Genomic DNA, 19362 nt, shown 5'->3' on the forward strand with positions numbered 1-19362 from the left:
CTTAGTTGGTCACCGTACAGTTATGATTTAGTAACATAAGTTCGCGCAATGCCACTGAGAACTTCGCGAATTCGTGGGTCTTGGTAGTACGGAAGTCGGACAACATATGCAACCAGCGATCGACAAAGACCTGATTATCCGCCATCCATTCATCCAGAACTTCAAGACCTTCCACTTTGGCATCGCCACTTTTCAGCATGCTCAGAGTTAGTGAACGTTGCTGCCAATCCAGTTCCTCGCGGAAAGCCGCTCTTGCCAGGGCCTGCCAGTGGTTATCTACCGGTTGCGTATTGATTTGTTCCAGGAACCAATGCAGAGAAACGCGCGCGCCCAGGTGGAAATACGCTAAGGCTACGCTGCGCACTTTGCGATCTGTTTCGTGCACGATATCTGCGATATCAAGCGCCGAGAACACCGTCGACAAGGTGCCAATCTGCTGTGCAAGTTTCTCTGGTGCACCGGCTTTAGTTAAACGTTCGATCTCTTTTTCAAGACCTGCACGTTCGTCCGGAATCAGATAATCCAATACATTCTTGCGCAAGTCCTTGAATGCGCCCTGATAAAAATCAAGACGTTCCTGGATTGTCGTCAGTTCTGGTTTACGGTGGCGCAAGAACCAACGCGTCGCCCGGCGTACCACACGGCGTAACTGGAACAGCATATGATTCTGAATATCTGCCGGAATCTTGTTATTGCCCGCTTCAATTTGCTCCATCAAACCACGTAAATCGAAGCATTCTCGTGCCACCACATAAGCAGAGGCAACTTCTGCAGCGGTAGCACCTGTGGCGTCCATTTTACGGAATATGAAATTTGGCCCCATATCGTTGACAATATTATTGGCAAGACGAGTGGCGATAATTTGTGCCCGCAATGGGTGCGCTTCCATCGCTTCCGCATAAGGTTCATGCAGAGGTTTAGGAAAGGCATTAATTAAAGAACGCGCATGGAATGGGTCAGCCATGACCGCTTCGTCCAGCAAATCTTCTTTTAGTACCATCTTGCCGTAAGCCGTGATGACTGCCAATTCCGGACGAGTAAAGCCTTTCCCACTCGCCTGGCGCTCTGCCAGCTCATCGTCATCTGGCAAAAATTCCAGACTGCGGTTTAACTGTCCTTCGCGTTCCAGGTGATGGATAAAGCGTTGCAGCTCTTTGACCTGGTCCGAGCCGCGTAAAGCAGTCACAGAAATAGACTGGGACTGACGGTGACAGTCTTTTAATACGATTTGCGAAACTTCATCGGTCATATCGAACAACAATTTGTCACGTTGTTTCCGCGTCAAATCACCGTCGGCAACCAGGCCGTTAAGCAGAATTTTGATATTAACTTCGTTATCCGAGCAGTCGACACCACCTACGTTATCGATAGCGTCGGTATTGATGCGACCACCGTTGCCGGCGTACTCGATCCGACCTAACTGAGTCAGGCCCAGGTTACCGCCCTCGCCGACAATTTTCGCCCGCAGCTCTTTGCCGTTGACGCGCAAGGCATCGTTGGCACGATCGCCAACATCGCTATCGCTCTCTTTGGTCGATTTGACGTAGGTTCCGATACCGCCGTTCCACAGCAAATCGACAGGTAGAGTCAGGATTGCGCGGATCATATCCGTCGGCGTCATCGATTTTTTCTGAGTGTTGAACAGCTTCTTCAACTCAGGCGTTAGCTCGATCGCTTTCGCGCTTCGGGGAAATACGCCACCACCGTTTGAAATCAACGACTTATCATAATCTTCCCAGGAAGAGCGTGGTAAGTTAAATAAGCGCTCGCGTTCCGCGTAGCTCTTTTTCGCATCAGGTTCAGGGTCGATAAAAATGTGCAGGTGGTTAAATGCGGCCACCAGACGAGTATGTTTTGACAACAGCATGCCGTTTCCAAATACATCCCCGGCCATATCACCGACACCCACTGCAGTGAAATCAGTGGTCTGACAATCAACGCCCATCTCGCGGAAGTGCCGTTTCACGGACTCCCATGCACCACGTGCGGTAATGCCCATTTTCTTGTGGTCGTAACCCACCGAGCCACCTGAGGCAAAAGCATCGCCGAGCCAGAAATTGTATTCTGCTGAAATGCTATTGGCGATGTCAGAGAAGGTTGCCGTGCCTTTGTCGGCGGCAACAACCAGATAGGTATCGTCGTAGTCATGACGCACCACATCTACCGGCGGCTGTACTTCACCACCAACGATATTATCGGTGATATCCAGTAACGCACGGATGAAGGTGCGATAACACTCTTTACCTTCTTCGAAAAACGCTTCGCGCTCTTCTGGTAAATGCTTGCAATAGAAGCCACCTTTCGCACCTACCGGCACGATAACCGTGTTCTTAACCTGCTGCGCTTTAACCAGCCCCAGCACTTCGGTACGGAAATCTTCCCGGCGATCCGACCAGCGCAGGCCGCCACGGGCAACTTTACCACCACGCAGGTGGACACCTTCAACGCGCGGTGAATAGACGAAAATTTCGTATTTGGGCAAAGGCAAAGGCATTTCAGGAACTTGCTCTGGCAAGAACTTCACTGAAATATAAGGTTTTTCATTGCCGTTTTGATCTTTTTGGAAGAAGTTCGTACGTAATGCGGCCAGAATAAGCTCGACATAACGGCGGAAAATCCGGTCATCATCCAGGTTAGCAACATTGTCCAACTCGCTGGTGATACGGGTCTCCAGCGCCTCGACCTTCTTGTTACGGCTCTTAGTACTTGGCTCGAACTTACTATAGAAAAGCTTCACGATCAGGGTCGCAATGACCGGGTACTTACTGAACGTACTTTCGATGTAACTTTGGCTGAACGTGGTACCGATTTGACGCATGTATTTTGCCAACATCCGCAAAATCACCACCTGGCGCCCTGTCAGGCCAGCGCTAAGTACCAAACGGTTGAAGCCATCATCTTCGTAGTGGCCTTTCCAGACATGCGCAAAAGCTTCCTGGAAGACGTCGCGACTGGCCTCAAGATCCAGTTTGATATTGCTGTGCAACATCTGGAAATCGAGTACCCAGAACACATCACCGTTGGTGGCTTTGATCTGATACGGGCTTTCACCAATGATGCGAAGACCAAAGTTTTCCAACATCGGCAACACATCTGACAGGTGAATTGGCTCATCTTTATGGAACAATTTCAAGCGGATACGCTTGCTCTGCTCATTTTCCTCACGGGAACGATAGAACAGCATGCCAAGCTTATGGTCTTTATCGAGGGCTTCTAACTGCTGAATATCAGCAATGGCGACCGACGGTAAGATTTCTTCTTTGTACGCACGTGGGAAGGCGTTGGCATATTTCTTATTTAAAGCGTTCGCTTTCGATTCACCGAAAGTGCTGCGCAAAATACGTTCAAAATTGTCTTCCCAGGTCCGTGCCGCTTCAACCAGATCGTGTTCCAATTCTTTCACGTCAATATCCTGTACGTGGTCTCCAACGCGAACCGTATAATGGGTGCGGGCCAGATTTGATTCAGAAAAATACGTGGTAAATTCCACGTCGTAATTGCTATCCAGGGTTTCCGCTAAAATCGATTGGGTCTTCTGGCGCAACAAGGTGTTGTAACGCTCTTTGGGTACATAGACCATACAGGATGCAAAGCGACCGAAAATATCGCGACGCACAAACAGTCGGGTCATATCGCGTTCCTGCATTTGCAGAACACCCAGACCTACATCAAGCAGTTCTTCCTCAGTGGCTTGCACCACTTCATCACGCGGATAGGTTTCGAGGATATTTAATAAGGCTTTCGCTGCATGTGAGTTTTGGGCAAAGCCAGAGACATCCATAACTCGCTTAATTTTTTCGCTGACCAGCGGTACATCACGGGCGCTGTTGTTATAGAAACTGCTCGAATAAAGACCGATGAAGCGATCTTCACCAATGACTTTACCGTTTTTATCAAAGCGTTTGACGCCGATATAGTCGCAATAGGCTGGACGATGAACCCGTGACTTGGAGTTGGTTTTGGTGACCAGCAACAGGGTATTGTCAAAGGTCAGCTCGCGCGCTACCTCTGGCAGCGAGGATACCAGACGCTCTTTGTTGTTTGCAGATTTACGCATCAAGCCAAGACTTGAGTCACTGATCTGACAAATGAGGTGATCGCCCTCAACCGCCTTTAAGTCATAGCGGCGATAGCCCATCAGGGTGAAGTTATCTTTCGCCAGCCATTTCAGAAAGCGCTGTGCTTCTTTTAGCTCTTTGGCGTCGCCCGGGTAGTTAATATCACTTAATTCTTCAGCGACTGTGGCAAGACGTTCACGCATCGGCTGCCAGTCTGTAACAGAGGCAGTAACATCGTCCATCACGGATGCCAGCTCACGTTTTAGTTGGGCAATGGCGTCTTTGCTGGTTTGACGATCGATTTCAATCAGGAATACGGTATCAACTTCGTTATCGCCACGGGTCCCCGCTTTCAGCAGGTTAGTGATACGCTGCTGTTCGTCACGCTCGTGACTTAGTGGCAAGTGCAATAACAGGTGCGAATTGATGCCCAGCCGTGACAATGCCATGCGAATGGAATCCACCATAAATGGCATATCGGTCTGGATGATTTCAATGATGGTATGGGCAGATTCCCAACCATGTCGCGCTACTTCCGGATTGTAGACTTTGATCAGGGCTTTATCGCCTGGGTTATACTCATTGAAACTGTGCCAGAGCCCCATAATCGCACCGTAAAGGTCGCTGTCATTGCGTTGCGCCAGTTCGTCTGACGACACATTGCGAAACATACGTAGGGCAAAGTCTTGAATGATATCAGCGCGGTCAGTTGCACGTTGCTGAATGAGAGCGGCCACTTTTTGCAATATTACGGGAGTCTGGCTGTCGCCAACGGAGTTCATGCTAAATATCCTTGTAACCTTTTGAGGTGAACGCGGTTTTGTATTTTTACCAAAAACTGTGATAACTCGTATTGTCGGACATTTACCTAAGCTATTCAATGCTTATTCGGTGGAAAAATCAGTGTTCAGACCACGTATGACGTGGCCTGAACATGATTATGCATGGGTTCATGCATGAATATTTGGTTTTTACTCGCTACTGCTGCAACGCGTTCGCAATCTTTTCATCAAGATCTGGCGCTAAATCAGGAAGTTGTTGCAGCTGCAACAGGCATTCCTTCATCATTTGCTGGCGTCTTGTATCGAATCTGCGCCATTGCATAAACGGCGTAATCAAACGCGACGCAACTTGAGGGTTCAAGGTATTCAGTTGCGTAATTATGCTTTGCAATAATTTATAGCCTGCCCCATCTTGCTGATGAAAGCGTAGACTGTTGCGGCTGAAATTGGCAAGTAATGCGTAGACGCGGTTCGGATTGCGTAAGGAAAATTTGGGGTGCTCGATGAGCTGGGTGACCCGCTCAACAGTAGTGTCGTGCAGCGCGTTCGCCTGCGCAGCAAACCACTTATCCATCACCAGAGGCGTATCCTGCCATTGCTCAGCGAAGGTCGCTAGCACTTGCTCTACACATGGGAGCTGGTGTTGCACGGCAATTTCTAATGCGCCCTGTTGCAGGGTCATGTTGCCCTGCTGACATGCTTGTTCGGCAACCTCGTCGCTATACTGCTGGGGTTGTGCCAACGCCAAAAAGTACAGACACCGCTGGCGTAAGGCACGAGCCGCCATCGCTTTGCCACTTAAATCATCGGGCTGGCTATCGAGCTTGGCGAAACACTCGGCGAAGTCGTTGGATAATTCATCGGCGACCGTTTTAGCGAGGCTGGTAACCGCCAGTTCAATAGCATCAAGTGGCGCATCTTCAGTGTAATACTCAAGTAATTCTTCAGCGCTTGGTAAAGTAAAAATAAGCGCTTTCAGTGCATCATCGAGAGGCGCATGCAAAGCTTTCTTTAAGGCGGTGTACTGTGATTCCGACAGCTGCGCCGCCTGATTTGTGTCGACGGCCTCTTGCAATGCCTTCAGGTAGACTTGCTGAGCGGCTTCCCAGCGTGTCACCTCTTGTTCAGCATGACCTAGCAACAGCTCTAAATCTACTGTTGTTAGTGGCGTCTGCAGCTTCACAGGCGCACTGAAGTTTTCCAGCCAGGCAATGATTGGCTCCTGTTCGACGTTGGAGAACGTCAGCGAGCTTGTGGTTTCGGTCAAGGTATACAGTTGACTGCCAGACTCATGTTTAACAACTTCGTCCTTTGCTGTTAGCTGGATACGCGAGCCCTTTTCGTCGTAGGCACTGAACAGTAACGGGATCACCAGAGGGAATTTTTCTTCCTGCCCTGGCGTCGCTGGTGTGAGTTGTTGAAAGTTAAGCGTGAGCTGTTGCTGCTGGGCATCATAATGTTGCGCGATCCGAACTTCAGGGGTGCCGGCCTGACTATACCAGCGGCGGAACTGGGTTAAATCGAAATCATTAGCTGCTTCCATAGCGGCAACGAAGTCTTCACAGGTCACGGCCTGGCCATCATGGCGTTCACGATACAAGCGCATGCCGCGCTGGAAGCCCTGTTCTCCTAATAAGGTGTGCAGCATGCGAATCACTTCTGCGCCCTTGTTGTAAACCGTCACCGTATAAAAGTTGTTCATTTCCACAACTTTATCGGGACGAATAGGATGTGCCATAGGACTGGCATCTTCGTTGAACTGAAAACTGCGAATGACGCGCACAGCATCAATGCGGTGTACCGCACGTGAACCCAGGTCAGAGCTGAACTCCTGATCACGGAAAACCGTCAGGCCTTCTTTCAGACTGAGCTGGAACCAATCACGACAGGTGATACGGTTACCGGTCCAGTTGTGGAAATACTCGTGACCGATGACAGATTCGACATGAACAAAGTCCCAGTCGGTGGCTGTCATTTGATCGGCTAAGACATATTTCGAGTTAAAAATATTGAGCCCTTTATTTTCCATAGCGCCCATATTGAAAAAGTCTACTGCCACAATCATATACCGGTCGAGGTCATAAGCGAGGTCAAAACGTTCTTCATCCCATTGCATTGAACGTTTTAGCGCTGCCATTGCGTATTCGGCCCGGCTCAGGTTGCCTTTATCGACAAAAATCTCCAGGCGTACGTCACGCCCTTCGCTCGTCTGGTAATGATCCTCCAGACGATCAAAGTTACCTGCCACCAAGGCAAACAAATAAGCGGGTTTAGGATGAGGGTCATGCCAGGTGGCATAATGACGGCCTCCGTCTAACTCACCGGAGCTCTCCAGATTGCCGTTACTCAGCAGATAGGGATAGAGTTCCCGATCGGCTGAGATCTTAGTCGTGAACACCGCCAGCACATCGGGCCGATCGAGGTAATAGGTAATACGGCGGAAACCTTCGGCCTCACACTGAGTGCAAAAAGCTCCGCCAGATTTGTACAAACCTTCTAACGCGCTGTTGCTACTTGGATCGATCTCAGTGACAAGTTCCATTTCGAAGCTATCGGGAAGCTCGTGAACGATGAGCTGCTTATCCGTGACTTCATAGTTTTGCGGTGGCAGCACTTTGCCATCAATTTTGATACTGGTTAATTTTAGCTGCTCACCATCCAGTTCTAAAGGACCTGAATTCTTCCGCTCTAAGTGTAACTGCGAACGCACTTGTGTGGCTCGCTCATCAAGATCGATGTCAAGATGAACGGTCGTAATAGAGAATGCCGGAGCGCGATAATCGCTCCGGAACTTAGCTAACTTCTTCGACATAACGGCTCTTAACTACTTGCGTGAATCGGTGAATGAGGTGCTCTGTCACGGTGTAAAATACGAATCCCCGTGTAACCATAAAACATTGCGATGAGCGGCGTTAACCAATTAAAGAATGCAAATGGTGCGTATTCCCATGGACTTACTGCCAGCGTTCCCATCATGAACGCACCACAGGTGTTCCATGGAATCAACGCTGAAGTCAGGGTACCGCTATCTTCCAGAGTACGAGAGAGAACGCGCGCATCAAGCCCGCGTTTTTCATATTCTTCGCGGAACATACGACCTGGAATCACGATGGCCATGTATTGGTCGGCGGTGAGCAAGTTAGCGCCAAAACAGGTAAATAAGGTCGCTGCAATCAAGTTACCGGTGGATTTGGCGAAGCCAAGCACGCCCGAGATCAGACGTTGCAATAGACCGATTTTTTCGACAATTGCACCAAAGGTCATGGCACTGAGAATCAACCACACCGTATTGAGCATGCTCGACATTCCGCCGCCACTCAGAAGTGAATCGAGTTGCGCGCTACCTGTTTCCACCACGATGCCATCGGTCAGCGCCATCCAAACCACTTTAAGTGACGCGACAGCAGAGCCATCGCCGGCAAGTTCCTCGATTAACTCGGGCTGGAAGATCACAGCCCATGCGCCGCCTAACAAGGCACCAAAGAATACCGTGGGTAAAGCAGGTTTGCGGGTTGCGGCCAGGTACAATAACACCAGCAGTGGCACTAACATTTCCCAACCAATATTATAAGCGTTGGTCAATTCCAGCTGCATCGTTTCGAGTTTTAGCGCGCTGGTTGTTGTAGTTTCAACATTTAAACCCAGCAAGAAAAACAACACCAGCGAGATAAGGTAAGCAGGCCCCGCAGTGAACACCATGTAACGAATGTGCGCGAATAACTCAGTACCGGCCACCGCAGGTGCAAGGTTTGTGGTATCTGATAAAGGTGACATTTTATCGCCAAAATAGGCGCCGGAAACTACTGCGCCGGCAGTAATACCGGGGGATAATTCCATCCCTGCTGCGACCCCCATCAAGGCAACACCGATGGTTGCGGCGGTGGTCCATGAACTACCAATGGCAAGAGCGATGATGCCGCAAATTAGCGCGCTGGCGGCATAGAACCAACTTGGGTTAAGTAGCTCCAAACCATAATAAATCATGGTCGGTACCGTGCCCGACAACAACCAGGTACCAATTAATGAGCCTACCGCGAGAATAATAAGCAAGGCCCCCAGAGCAACAGAGACCCCTTCTTTAATACCTTCTTCGATGTCGTCCCAACGGTAGTTATTGACAAAACCTATGACCACCGCAACGGCACCGGCCACCCATAGCGCAATTTGGTTGGGCCCGTAGGACGAGTCTTCGCCAAATAGAAAAACCGACCCTGCAAGAGTGCAAATGAGAACCAGCAACGGAATGGTAGCCTGCAGCAAGCTCGGCTCTTTAAAAGCTGTAAGGGATTGATTTCGCATAGTTATCTCTAATGTCTTTTAATTAATCACAGTTACAGGATGGCGTACTATTAAAGATTAAGTACGCCCACCAACTGCAGGAAAATAATGATTATGATGACCGGCGCAAACCAACGCACCATAAACAGCCATGCACGGAAAATCATCGGCGCTGTATCAAGTTCGTCCTGACTGGCTGAACGGGTCATCACCCAGCCGCTGAACAAGGCGAGTAATAAGCCGCCCAACGGAAGCAACACTGAGCCAGTGGCGTAATCAATCACATCAAACCAACTGCCTAATAGTTTCCCGGGAACCTGTACATCAATTTGCGTCCAGGGAGCCCCCGCGAAGGAATAAATGGTCACCTGCCCTAGCAACCACAATGTTGCTATTGCGACGATAGTCGCTTTCCAACGGCCCCAGTCGCACTTTTCTTCCAGAAAAGCGACTGCGGATTCTATCATTGCAATTGCAGAGGTAAAGGCGGCAATGACCAGCATCACAAAAAACGCGGTGCCGACCAGGACGCCACCCGGCATGGTACTGAACGCCACTGGTAAGCTCTTAAAGATTAAGCCAGGCCCAGCTTCTGGCGGTAGTTGGCTGCCAAAGACAATTGGAAATATAGCTAAGCCAGCCAGTAAAGCAACAAAGGTATCAGCCAATGCAACCCACATTGTGGTTTGTACGATTGAAGTTTCCCGCGGCAAGTAGGCGCCGTACATGATAACCACACCTGAAGCTAAGCCGAGCGAGAAAAACGCATGGCCAAGTGCCAGCAGGATGGCATTGATGGATAAATCATCGAAATTCGGGGCAAACATAAAGCTCATGGCGCCGGCGAAGTCACCGATGGACGCGGCGTAAATGGCGATCAGGATGAGCAATGCCACCATGATCGGCAGCATCCATTTCACCGTGCGCTCCAGGCCATCTTTGAGGCCTTTACCCACGACCACTGCAACAGCAACCAAAATAAGCGCATGCCAAAGGGTTAAGCGCAGTGAGGAACCCACCAATTGATCGAAAATGCCACTGATTTCAGCGACCGACTGGCCCTGAAAAGCGCCAGTGGCGGATTCGTAAATGTAGGCTGCTGCCCAGCCCGCGATAACCGCATAAAAACTTAACACTAAAAAGCCTGTCGCCATGCCGAGCCAACCGGTAATTTGCCAGACACTACTACTGCCCGACTCCAGTGCGACTTCACGCGCAGCGATGCCGGGACTGTGGCGGCCGCGACGGCCAATCACAATTTCAGCGATCATCACTGGAATACCAATCACAGCGATACAAAGCAGGTACACCAGAACAAAAGCCCCGCCACCATTTTCACCGGTGATATAGGGGAATTTCCAGATATTACCCAGGCCCACAGCGGCTGCGGTTGAGGCAAGAATAAACGCCATGCGGCTGGACCAGCGGCTGGCTATCAGTTTAGGACGTGTCATAACCTTAGTGTTCCGTCATGTTATTATTGTTTTAGTCGGTTGTACTTAGTCTATAAAAAAGCCGCCATGGGCGGCTTTGCAGCGATAAACAGCGCTTAGTGCATGGCAAGCTTCATCGTATCAATAAGCTCAAAGCTTAACACCAGGGTTTCGTTCAGGTATGGATCCGGTAACTCAAAGTCTTCCGGCACATTCTCAAGTGACTCCACTGGCTCAAAACCAGCGCGCACTAACCGCTCATTAGCACGTTCTAACGCTTTTTGTTCGTCCTGCTTTTCTTCTGCCTTACGTTCCTCAAGAACCAAGCTGATCCAGGTTTTATCTTTCTGCCGCTGGTATTCAGCTGCATCTTCCAGAACATAATTAAATTCAGGGTTTTCGCTAATGTTTTTCTCTTTTAAAGCGCGCAGTTCTTCTAGTTTGCCTGAAGACACCAGTTGCAGTGGCTGATAATCAGCGGTATCAATTTTATCCCAGGGCAAGGCATTCTCCTGGCTACTTTCACCAAAGGTTTCCGTGTCCGTGACTGTCGGGAATTGCACGTCTGGTGTTACACCACGCATCTGGGTACTACCACCGTCGATGCGGTAGAACTTCGCGATGGTGTACTGGACACTACCGAGCTCTTCATCAAAGAAATCAAAACGACGCTGCAGGCCACGGTGCTGTTGCACAGTACCTTTGCCGTAGGTATTCTCACCCACAATTAAAGCGCGTTCGTAATCCTGCAGTGCTGCGGCAAATATTTCCGAAGCTGAGGCACTGTAGCGATCGACCATGACCACCAGAGGGCCATCGTAAAAGGTTTCACCGTCGCGGTCGCCATTGACTTCTCTGCGGCCGCTGCCATCAGTGACCTGTACTACAGGTCCCTCATCAATGAACAAGCCAGTCAGCGCGATGGACTCCTGTAAAGAGCCGCCGCCATTGCCACGCAAGTCAATGATCACGCCTTCGGCTTCGGTTTCGTTAACCTCGGCGATCAGATTTTTCACGTCTTCACTGAGATTGTGGTAAAAGCTGGGAATCGCGATAACGCCCATGGTGCGTCCTGCGTAAGGCCCCTCTTCTACCGTCTTAATTTCGACTTTGGCCGCGCGGTCTTCAAGTTTTACCGTGTCGCGGACGATTGAAATCTCAGTGGGTTTGGCCCCTGCGGCCTGATTTGCTTTGAGGACCTGCAATTGCACTGTAGTGCCTTTCGGACCTTTAATGAGCTCGACGACTTCATCGAGACGCCAGCCGACGACATCGACAAACTCAGAGTCTTCATCTTCACCTTGCGCAACCGCAACAATTTTATCTTCGGGGGCAATAGCGCCAGATTTATCGGCGGGTCCACCTGGAACGAGGCTGCGAATGACCGTGTAGTCAAACTCTGATTGCAGCACAGCGCCAATCCCTTCCAGGGACAGATTCATGTTTTGCTCAAACCGCTCAGCATTGGCTGGAGACAGATAACTGGTATGTGCTTCGACACTGCGCGCGAACGCATTCATTACCGTCTGAAAGACGTCTTCGCTATTGGTTTGAGTGAGCCGCTTCAAAGCATTGTTGTAGCGCTTGCCAAGGGTTTCTACCACCTCCGGCCATGCTTTGCCGGCCATGGTTAAATTAAGCGCATCGTATTTTACGCGTTGCCGCCACAGCTCATCCAGTTCGGCTTCAGAGGTCGCCCACTGCGCATCCTCACGATCGTACTGATAACGATCGCCGGCGACGGAAAAATCAAAGGGTTGCTCTTCGTCGAGCAGGCTTAGCGCATAAGCATAGCGCTCAAAGTTGCGTTGCAAGGCTTTTTCAAACAATGCGTAGGCAGGACTAAGCTTGCCGGAATGAATCATGTCGTCAAACAAATGCTGGTATTCACTGGCTTGCTCAACATCCGCTTGTAATAAAAACATTTTATTGAAATCAAGCATTTTCAGGTAACGATCCAGAATTTGCTCCGACAGTGCATTATCCAGCTCCATATTTTTAAAATGGTAGCGGGTGAAATAAGTCGTGACGCGCTGACTAACAACACTATGTTGTTCTTCTTGCTTCAGTTTTGGTAGGTCATCGACTTCATGCGCTGGCGGTAACGCGATAGCTGCGGAAACCACCCCACATTGCAAAGCGACAGCTATAGCTAATTTTCTCATCGTTACCTTCTGCATTGTGTTACTCCTGCTGCGCTAAAAATATAGCATCTACTGTAACTTTGACCGTTAAGCCGTTGTGAAGTTGCACCACTACATCATTACGGTCAACTTCAACAACTTCACCTGGCACAGGCTGCTTACCAGCTTTCACCTGAACTTTCTGGCCAACCGACAATTTTGCACTGTCAGCAGCCGTTAATTTGGGCGCTGCGGGCTTTGCTGACTTACGTTTCGCAGCGGGCTGTTTAACTGCTGGCGACTTAGTGCCAGGCGCTGATTTCGCTGGAACCTTAGCTCGCCGGGCGTTCGCACGTGGCGCTGGATTGGCCGCCTTTTTGCGCTCTGCCGCAGCAGCCTTGGATTGTGCCAAAGCTTCGGCAGCGTGCTTCTGCTGCTCTTCATCTACTGTACTGACGGCAGTGCCCGACAGATCAACGCGCTCCGCGCCCTGCTTCATCGCGCGCAGGTAACGCCAGCTGTTGGTGTAGTGCCGAAGCGCTGTGCGCAGGCGGGTTTTACTTACCGCCTCATCATCTTCTAACTGTTTCGCCAAGTCCTCAAAAATACCGATTTTAAGGGGCTTAGCATCGCCCTCGAGTGAAAAACAAGCTGGAAACTTCTCGGCAAGGTAAGCCAGAACTTCTTTGTTATTACTCAATTTCTTTACTTCACTCATGATCGTCATTGTCCTGCTGACGAGCGTCAGCTAGTTGTTCTAAAATATACGCCTGCATTTCATCACTATCGAGGCCCAGTAAGTCCGGGTTTTCAATCCAGTCGAAAAGTGTACGGCGAACGACTTCTTCCAATACGTCCAGGTCATCATCTTCTTCGCGATAGCTAGCAATATAATGAAGCATCTCATTCATTTGATCGACAGCAGTTTCGGCTTCGTCATCAAAAAAGACCATGTCCTGCTGGCTTACCAGGTAGGCATGCACATCAAACTCACTATACATCGACCGCTCCGCGCAACTGTGACCAGTTGAGCCCTTCGATAAAGCGGCCAAGTTTACTTAATCCATCGGCATCATGTTGACTAAAACGACCAACGGAAGGGCTATCGAGATCAAATACGCCAACCACTTGCCCGTCTACCATCAAGGGTACCACTACTTCAGCGTTGGAGGCGCTATCACAGGCGATATGGCCCGGAAACTCATGTACGTCGGTAACCAGCTGGGTTTCTTTTGCTGCCGCTGCAGCACCACAAACACCTTTACCGAAATCAATACGAAGACAGGCGACTTTACCCTGAAATGGGCCTAGCACCAATGTCTCAGGCGCGCGAGTCAGATAGAAGCCCACCCAGTTCACATCATCAAGCTCATGGTAGACTAACGCTGAGATATTACTTAAATTGGCGATTAAATCAGGCTCGCCTGCGGTAATCGCTTCTGCCTGGGCCAGCAGTAAATCAAAATCAATTGTGCTCATTTATTCAGGACTCGTCTGCTGATAAAGGAAAGGTTGCTATCGTTTGTCTGCTCTCTTGCAAGCTGTCGCGCATTTCCCGCTTGCTGCGGGTTACCAACAAGCCATCAGCGCCGATGCGAAAGGGTTCTTCTGAGGGACAATAGGTAGCCTGGTACGCCATCACAAGTTGCACCGTATGCTCTTTCTGCATTTCAGTCAGAGCAACGCCATCGGGCCAGCGGCCTGTTTCTACTGCCAGCACCAGTCGCTCGTAGGTTTCTGGAGAAATGCTGGCAAGTAAGTCTTCAAATTGCATTAGCGCCCTCTTTTCAACAGCAAAATACGGACCCGGTTCACTAAAAACCAAATCAGGCCAAGCCCCATCAGACCGTAGCTCACTTTCGCTTGCCATGAGTCAGGGTAAGGTTGCTCAAGGAAAGTATAAGCAAAGGCGGCAATAGCAATTAATAAGGCCAGCATCGACTGGCTTAATAACTTGTCTTTGCGGCGTTGCACAGCACGTAGTTGCTCACGTTCAAGCTCGTCACCGCTGCGCCCCGCAATCACAAATTCGCAGTGCGGACAGGTTTTGGCTTTATTGGATATTCGCTTGTTACAGGAGGGGCAGTTAATAAGTGCCATGATATCCTCTATTTGCATACTTCGAACTAAGCAATATAAGGGTTTCAGCGGTAATTTCAAGAGAGGATAGACACTCAGCTAAAAAAGAACCCGCGACGGTGCGCGGGTTCTCCTTAGAAAGTGGAACAATTACTGTTCTTCTTTCTTTTTGCTTTGCTCGGCATCAAAGTCTTGCCAGTAAGCTTTTACCGTATCTTTCATTTCACGACGTAACAACACAATACCCAGTAAGTTAGGTAAGGTCATCAAGACAATCGCTACGTAGGACAACGTCCAGACCAGGGTGGTATCGGCGAAAGATGCAATGAAGAAGCCGGCAACATAGATGATCCGGTACGGCATGACACCCTTCTGCCCAAACAGGTAGACCACCGCGCGGTCGCCGTAGTAAGACCAGGCGATAGCGGTTGAAAAAGCAAACATCAGTAAGCTAATGGGGACAATGTATTCACCGTAGTCGCCAAGGAAACCATTACTAAACGCAATTGATGTTAGCGCTGCAGAGTGAACCAGACTCTCACCGACAATAGTGATGTCCTGTTTCAGCAGACGGCCGTTGTCAATGCGCAACATACCTGTGTAAGGGTCTTCACCGGCAACGATAAAGCGGACGTTTTCAGCGACTGAGCGCGCGTGCAACATTGTATAACCATTGCTGACTGGCTCACCGTTGCGTACTTCAATAGTACCTGTGTACTTCACAATGGTGTTTTGATCGGTGCTGTTCAGGTAGTGGTAAAGCGCAGTGCGGTCTTCCTCAATTTCATCGTTGTAATTGCCCGCGACAATTTCCAGATCCGTACGCGAGAAATTGTTCTCATGTTTCTCACTCCAGACACCCGAAGAAAGAATCACCAAGCCCGTTAGGGTACACACCACGATGGTATCAATGAAGGGTTCAAGAATGGACACCAGACCTTCTGATACCGGCTCATCAGCGCGCGCGGAAGCGTGCGCAATCGGCGCCGAACCCTGACCAGCTTCGTTAGAGAACAAGCCACGGTTGACACCACGGTTGAACGCATAGGCGAAGGTTGCACCTAAGAAGCCGCCGGTTGCTGCTGATCCTGTAAATGCATCGGTGAAAATCGCTGCAAATGATGGACCGATCTGATCCAGATTATACAGAATGACACTGAAGGCACCGATGATATAGAGCAAGCCCATGATTGGCACAATGCGAGAGGTCACCGCAGCGATACGCTTGATACCGCCGATGATGACCATCGCCAATAAGATCGCCAGGATGCCGCCGGTCAGCATAGGCTCAACGCCAAAGCTCATTTCCATACTTTGAGCGATGTTGTTGATCTGGGGCATGTTACCCGTACCGAAAGAACTGATGATAGTAGCGACGGCAAAAATAACCGCCAGCCATTTCATGTTAAGGCGACGATCCATGTAGTACATGGGACCACCTGCCATAGTTCCGTCTTCGGTTTGCACCCGGTACTTATGCGATAAAGTGACCTCAACAAATTTGGTGGTCATACCCAAAAATGCTGTGATCCACATCCAGAATAACGCAGCTGGACCACCCAGGAAGATAGCCAAAGCTACACCACCGATATTCCCCGTACCTACGGTGCCTGAGAGTGCTGTCGATAAGGCTTGGAAGTGACTGGTGTCACCTTTCGCACCTTTTTTATCGAACTTTCCGGTAACGACTTTCCAGGCATGACCGAAAAAGCGGATCTGTGGAAAACCAAGATAAAGCGTGAAAAAGATACCTACGCCAAGCAGAATATATGGAAAATACGCTGCTGAGCCTAGATAGCTATCGAGCAGTAAAAGAAAGTTATTAATCGCTTCCAAGGTGTCCCCCTTGCGAAATTGTTATCGTTATTTATTGTCGTTATGGTTAACAAGCTAACTTGCGTGAATTAATCACGCAAGTTATTTGCGACTGCATAAATTGCACTTAGTACGTCAGCACCTAGTTGCGCGCTGCGCGTTGCTGACCATCCGAAATCTTCATCAGGCAGGTTCGCATTATCTGCAAAAGGCATCTCCAGAGTAAAGGCCAAACAGTTAAAGCGCTGAGAAACCGCGTTACTCGCCACCGTCAGGTTTGCTTCACCTGGCGCATCAATCTCGTAACCATGTTCGGTCTGAAATTCAGGTGTAATCGCCAGCAAGGTCTCGATGAAGCGCTTCGCTAATTTCTTATGGCGCTCATCGTAACAAGGCACACCCTCACATCCAGCCAGGAAGTTGTAAGGCAGATTTTCGTCACCATGAATATCCAGATAAAGGTCGACGCCGGCTTCTTGCATGGCCTGCAACACAAGGTAGACCTCTGGGCTGCTTTCCAGCGAAGGCCCATGCCACTCACGGTTGAGGTTGGTGCCTACCGCGTTGGTACGCAGGTGCCCGCGTACACTACCATCAGGGTTCATGTTGGGCACAATATAGAAAACGTTATCCTGTAATAATTTGCGCGCGGCGCCGTCTTCGTCGTCAAGCAGACGACTTAGCAGCCCTTCCACAAACCACTCGGCCATACTCTCGCCCGGGTGCTGACGTGCCGTGATCCAGATCTTACGTTTTTGCTCGGCAGGTTCCCCTACTACCAGCAGGTTCATATCGCGACCGTCCAGGGTAGCCCCCAGCCAGACATGCTCAACCAGACTTGACTGCTGCGCAGATTGAATTAAATCCTGATGGCGCTCATAGGAATAAGGCGTGAAATAAGCAAAGTAGATGCTTTCCTGCTCAAGGGTATGACGAATGGTCAGGGTTTTGCCGTCGAACTCCGTCGGCACCCGGAACCAGGTCTCACGATCATATGAAGCAAGCGCGGAATAGTCTTTCCAACCATCTGGGTACGCGGACTCACCGGCATTGGTGATGTTCATGACGTGCTCGGTACCCACTTCACCATAAAGTTTGAAGTGGAACCACTGGTAGAAATCCGACTGGTGATCCTTACGGATTTTCAACTCAATGGCATCTTCGTTCGTTGCATCAACAACCTCGATATTACCGCTATCGAACTGGGCAGTTATAAACATGCGTGTGTCCTCTCGTTTTATGCTTTGAACCAAAAACAAAAGCGCCAAAAGGCGCTTTTGCAGGGTGTTTTCTTTACTTAGGCAGATTCATCAGCTGCTGTCCTGCCATCTGCTCGGCAACACGGACGACCTGGCAGCTGTAACCAAACTCATTGTCATACCAAACATAGAGCACTGCGCGGTCTTCATCAACGATGGTGGCTTGAGAGTCGACCACACCAGCATAGCGAGAACCCACTAGATCACTGGACACGATTTCTGTCGACGCAGTGAAATCAATTTGCGCCTGTAAGTCAGAATGCAGCGCCTGCTCACGCAGGAGAGCGTTGAGCTCTTCTTTGTTGGTTTCTTTGCCAAGATTCAGATTCATGATGGCCATAGAAACGTTAGGTGTTGGCACGCGGATGGCGTTGCCGGTTAACTTGCCGGCAAGTTCTGGTAGCGCCTTAGCAACCGCTTTCGCAGCGCCGGTTGAGGTTAACACCATATTCAAAGGTGCAGAGCGCCCGCGACGTTCAGCCTTGTGATAGTTATCAATCAGGTTCTGGTCATTCGTGTAGGAGTGAACCGTCTCAACGTGGCCATTACGGATACCGTAATTGTCGTTGATTACTTTCAGAACCGGAGTGATGGCGTTCGTGGTACAGCTTGCCGCGCTGACGATCAGGTCATCGGGCTGAATATCAGTGTGATTCACGCCGTAAACGACATTCTTGATGGCGCCTTTTGAAGGGGCAGTCAGGAGTACTTTTTTCACACCTTTAGATTTCAGGTGCAGGCCAAGACCCTCTTCATCTTTCCAGATACCGGTGTTGTCGATAACGATAGCATCGTTGATGCCATATTGGGTGTAATCGACCTGGTCAGGACCATCAGAGTAAATGACTTTGATACTGGTACCATTGGCACGAATTGCTGAGTTCTCATGGTCAACGGTAATCGAGCCGTTAAATGGACCATGAATGGAATCCCGGCGCAATAAACTCGCACGTTTTTCCAGATCGCCGTCGCGGCCACCACGGACAACGATGGCCCGTAAGCGCATCTTGTTGTTGCTGCCATTACGTTCGATCAGCAGACGCGCTAACAAGCGGCCGATACGACCGAAACCGTAAAGGACGACATCTTGTGCAGGGATTTCGTCGGCCATGTCGACGATATCCACGAGCTCTTTATGAAGGTACTCCTCGATAGAAGCGCCCTTGCCTGCATCTTTATGTAAGTAATTAAACGCCAGCTTACCGAGGTCGACCCGGGCTGGTGCCAGTTTCATTTTGCTGAGTGCCTCGATGAACGGGAAACTCTCACGCAAACGCAGTTTGACGCCTTCGTGCCGACGAATCAGGCGATGGGCTTTGATGATGTTAATCGTATCCACGTTTAACAAAGTACGGCCATAAACCAGGATTTCCACACCGTAGTTACGATAAAGACGGCCAATTAATGGCTGCATCAATTCCGCGTACTCTTGGCGTTCTTGCCAGCTTTGAAGCGTCATATCCTGCTGCTGATCACTCATGCGATTACCTTTACGTTGCATTGAAAAGAAGAGAAACAAAAAAGTGCGCGCTATT

At 49.8% G+C, this 19362-nt stretch carries 13 protein-coding genes; all 13 read right to left on the reverse strand.

The annotated features are described in order from the left end of the window. Window position 1: 1 nt before the first annotated feature. Window positions 2-4840, reverse strand: a complete 4839-nt coding sequence (locus J6J28_RS05405) for an NAD-glutamate dehydrogenase (protein ID WP_301720305.1) — start codon at window positions 4838-4840, stop codon at window positions 2-4. A gap of 196 nt (window positions 4841-5036) precedes the next feature. After that, a complete protein-coding gene (gene pepN / locus J6J28_RS05410; protein WP_301720306.1) occupies window positions 5037-7652 on the reverse strand; it encodes an aminopeptidase N in 2616 nt (871 codons plus the stop codon). 8 nt (window positions 7653-7660) lie between these two features. Then, window positions 7661-9139 (reverse strand): Na+/H+ antiporter NhaC, encoded by a 1479-nt coding sequence (nhaC, locus tag J6J28_RS05415; RefSeq protein WP_301720307.1) that lies wholly within the window; start codon window positions 9137-9139, stop codon window positions 7661-7663. Window positions 9140-9189: 50 nt separating this feature from the next. After that, window positions 9190-10572 (reverse strand): sodium-dependent transporter, encoded by a 1383-nt coding sequence (locus J6J28_RS05420; RefSeq protein WP_301720308.1) that lies wholly within the window; start codon window positions 10570-10572, stop codon window positions 9190-9192. Window positions 10573-10667: 95 nt separating this feature from the next. Then, window positions 10668-12731 carry a carboxy terminal-processing peptidase gene (gene prc, locus J6J28_RS05425; protein ID WP_418055165.1) on the reverse strand — a complete coding sequence of 688 codons (2064 nt, stop codon included), beginning with the start codon at window positions 12729-12731 and terminating at the stop codon, window positions 10668-10670. Between the two features lie 4 nt (window positions 12732-12735). After that, entirely contained in the window at window positions 12736-13392 is a 657-nt protein-coding gene (gene proQ, locus J6J28_RS05430; RefSeq protein ID WP_301720309.1) for an RNA chaperone ProQ, read from the reverse strand. Further along, complete coding sequence (locus J6J28_RS05435) at window positions 13385-13675, reverse strand: hypothetical protein (protein ID WP_301720310.1); 291 nt, start codon at window positions 13673-13675, stop codon at window positions 13385-13387. Before J6J28_RS05435 ends, proQ begins: the two co-directional genes overlap by 8 nt. Then, window positions 13668-14153: a GAF domain-containing protein gene (locus tag J6J28_RS05440; RefSeq protein ID WP_301720311.1), complete on the reverse strand. Its 486-nt coding sequence runs from the start codon at window positions 14151-14153 to the stop codon at window positions 13668-13670. The genes J6J28_RS05435 and J6J28_RS05440 overlap by 8 nt, the downstream gene beginning before the upstream one ends. 4 nt (window positions 14154-14157) lie before the next feature. Then, complete coding sequence (locus J6J28_RS05445) at window positions 14158-14448, reverse strand: YeaC family protein (protein WP_301720312.1); 291 nt, start codon at window positions 14446-14448, stop codon at window positions 14158-14160. Continuing rightward, entirely contained in the window at window positions 14448-14774 is a 327-nt protein-coding gene (locus tag J6J28_RS05450) for a hypothetical protein (RefSeq protein ID WP_301720313.1), read from the reverse strand. Before J6J28_RS05450 ends, J6J28_RS05445 begins: the two co-directional genes overlap by 1 nt. A 129-nt stretch (window positions 14775-14903) precedes the next feature. After that, on the reverse strand, window positions 14904-16589 hold the full coding sequence (locus J6J28_RS05455; protein WP_301720314.1) for an alanine/glycine:cation symporter family protein: 1686 nt from the start codon (window positions 16587-16589) through the stop codon (window positions 14904-14906). Between the two features lie 68 nt (window positions 16590-16657). Next, window positions 16658-17788, reverse strand: a complete 1131-nt coding sequence (locus tag J6J28_RS05460) for a M14 family metallopeptidase (RefSeq protein ID WP_301720315.1) — start codon at window positions 17786-17788, stop codon at window positions 16658-16660. 73 nt (window positions 17789-17861) lie between these two features. Continuing rightward, the gene (locus J6J28_RS05465) at window positions 17862-19307 is read right to left on the reverse strand and encodes a glyceraldehyde-3-phosphate dehydrogenase (RefSeq protein ID WP_301720316.1); all 1446 of its coding nucleotides are present in this window, start codon (window positions 19305-19307) and stop codon (window positions 17862-17864) included. Window positions 19308-19362: the final 55 nt, after the last annotated feature.

Origin of the sequence: Pseudidiomarina terrestris, from assembly GCF_030466375.1 — a bacterium.
GTDB classification, from domain to species: domain Bacteria; phylum Pseudomonadota; class Gammaproteobacteria; order Enterobacterales; family Alteromonadaceae; genus Pseudidiomarina; species Pseudidiomarina terrestris.

Bases quoted from the DNA above. Each gene is read 5' to 3' on its own strand.
- prc (WP_418055165.1), bottom strand. From the start codon at position 12,731: ATGCAGAAGGTAACGATGAGAAAATTAGCTATAGCTGTCGCTTTGCAA.
- pepN (WP_301720306.1), bottom strand. From the start codon at position 7,652: ATGTCGAAGAAGTTAGCTAAGTTCCGGAGCGATTATCGCGCTCCGGCA.
- J6J28_RS05435 (WP_301720310.1), bottom strand. From the start codon at position 13,675: ATGTATAGTGAGTTTGATGTGCATGCCTACCTGGTAAGCCAGCAGGAC.
- J6J28_RS05420 (WP_301720308.1), bottom strand. From the start codon at position 10,572: ATGACACGTCCTAAACTGATAGCCAGCCGCTGGTCCAGCCGCATGGCG.
- J6J28_RS05405 (WP_301720305.1), bottom strand. From the start codon at position 4,840: ATGAACTCCGTTGGCGACAGCCAGACTCCCGTAATATTGCAAAAAGTG.
- J6J28_RS05440 (WP_301720311.1), bottom strand. From the start codon at position 14,153: ATGAGCACAATTGATTTTGATTTACTGCTGGCCCAGGCAGAAGCGATT.
- nhaC (WP_301720307.1), bottom strand. From the start codon at position 9,139: ATGCGAAATCAATCCCTTACAGCTTTTAAAGAGCCGAGCTTGCTGCAG.
- proQ (WP_301720309.1), bottom strand. From the start codon at position 13,392: ATGAGTGAAGTAAAGAAATTGAGTAATAACAAAGAAGTTCTGGCTTAC.
- J6J28_RS05465 (WP_301720316.1), bottom strand. From the start codon at position 19,307: ATGAGTGATCAGCAGCAGGATATGACGCTTCAAAGCTGGCAAGAACGC.
- J6J28_RS05460 (WP_301720315.1), bottom strand. From the start codon at position 17,788: ATGTTTATAACTGCCCAGTTCGATAGCGGTAATATCGAGGTTGTTGAT.
- J6J28_RS05445 (WP_301720312.1), bottom strand. From the start codon at position 14,448: ATGCAATTTGAAGACTTACTTGCCAGCATTTCTCCAGAAACCTACGAG.
- J6J28_RS05450 (WP_301720313.1), bottom strand. From the start codon at position 14,774: ATGGCACTTATTAACTGCCCCTCCTGTAACAAGCGAATATCCAATAAA.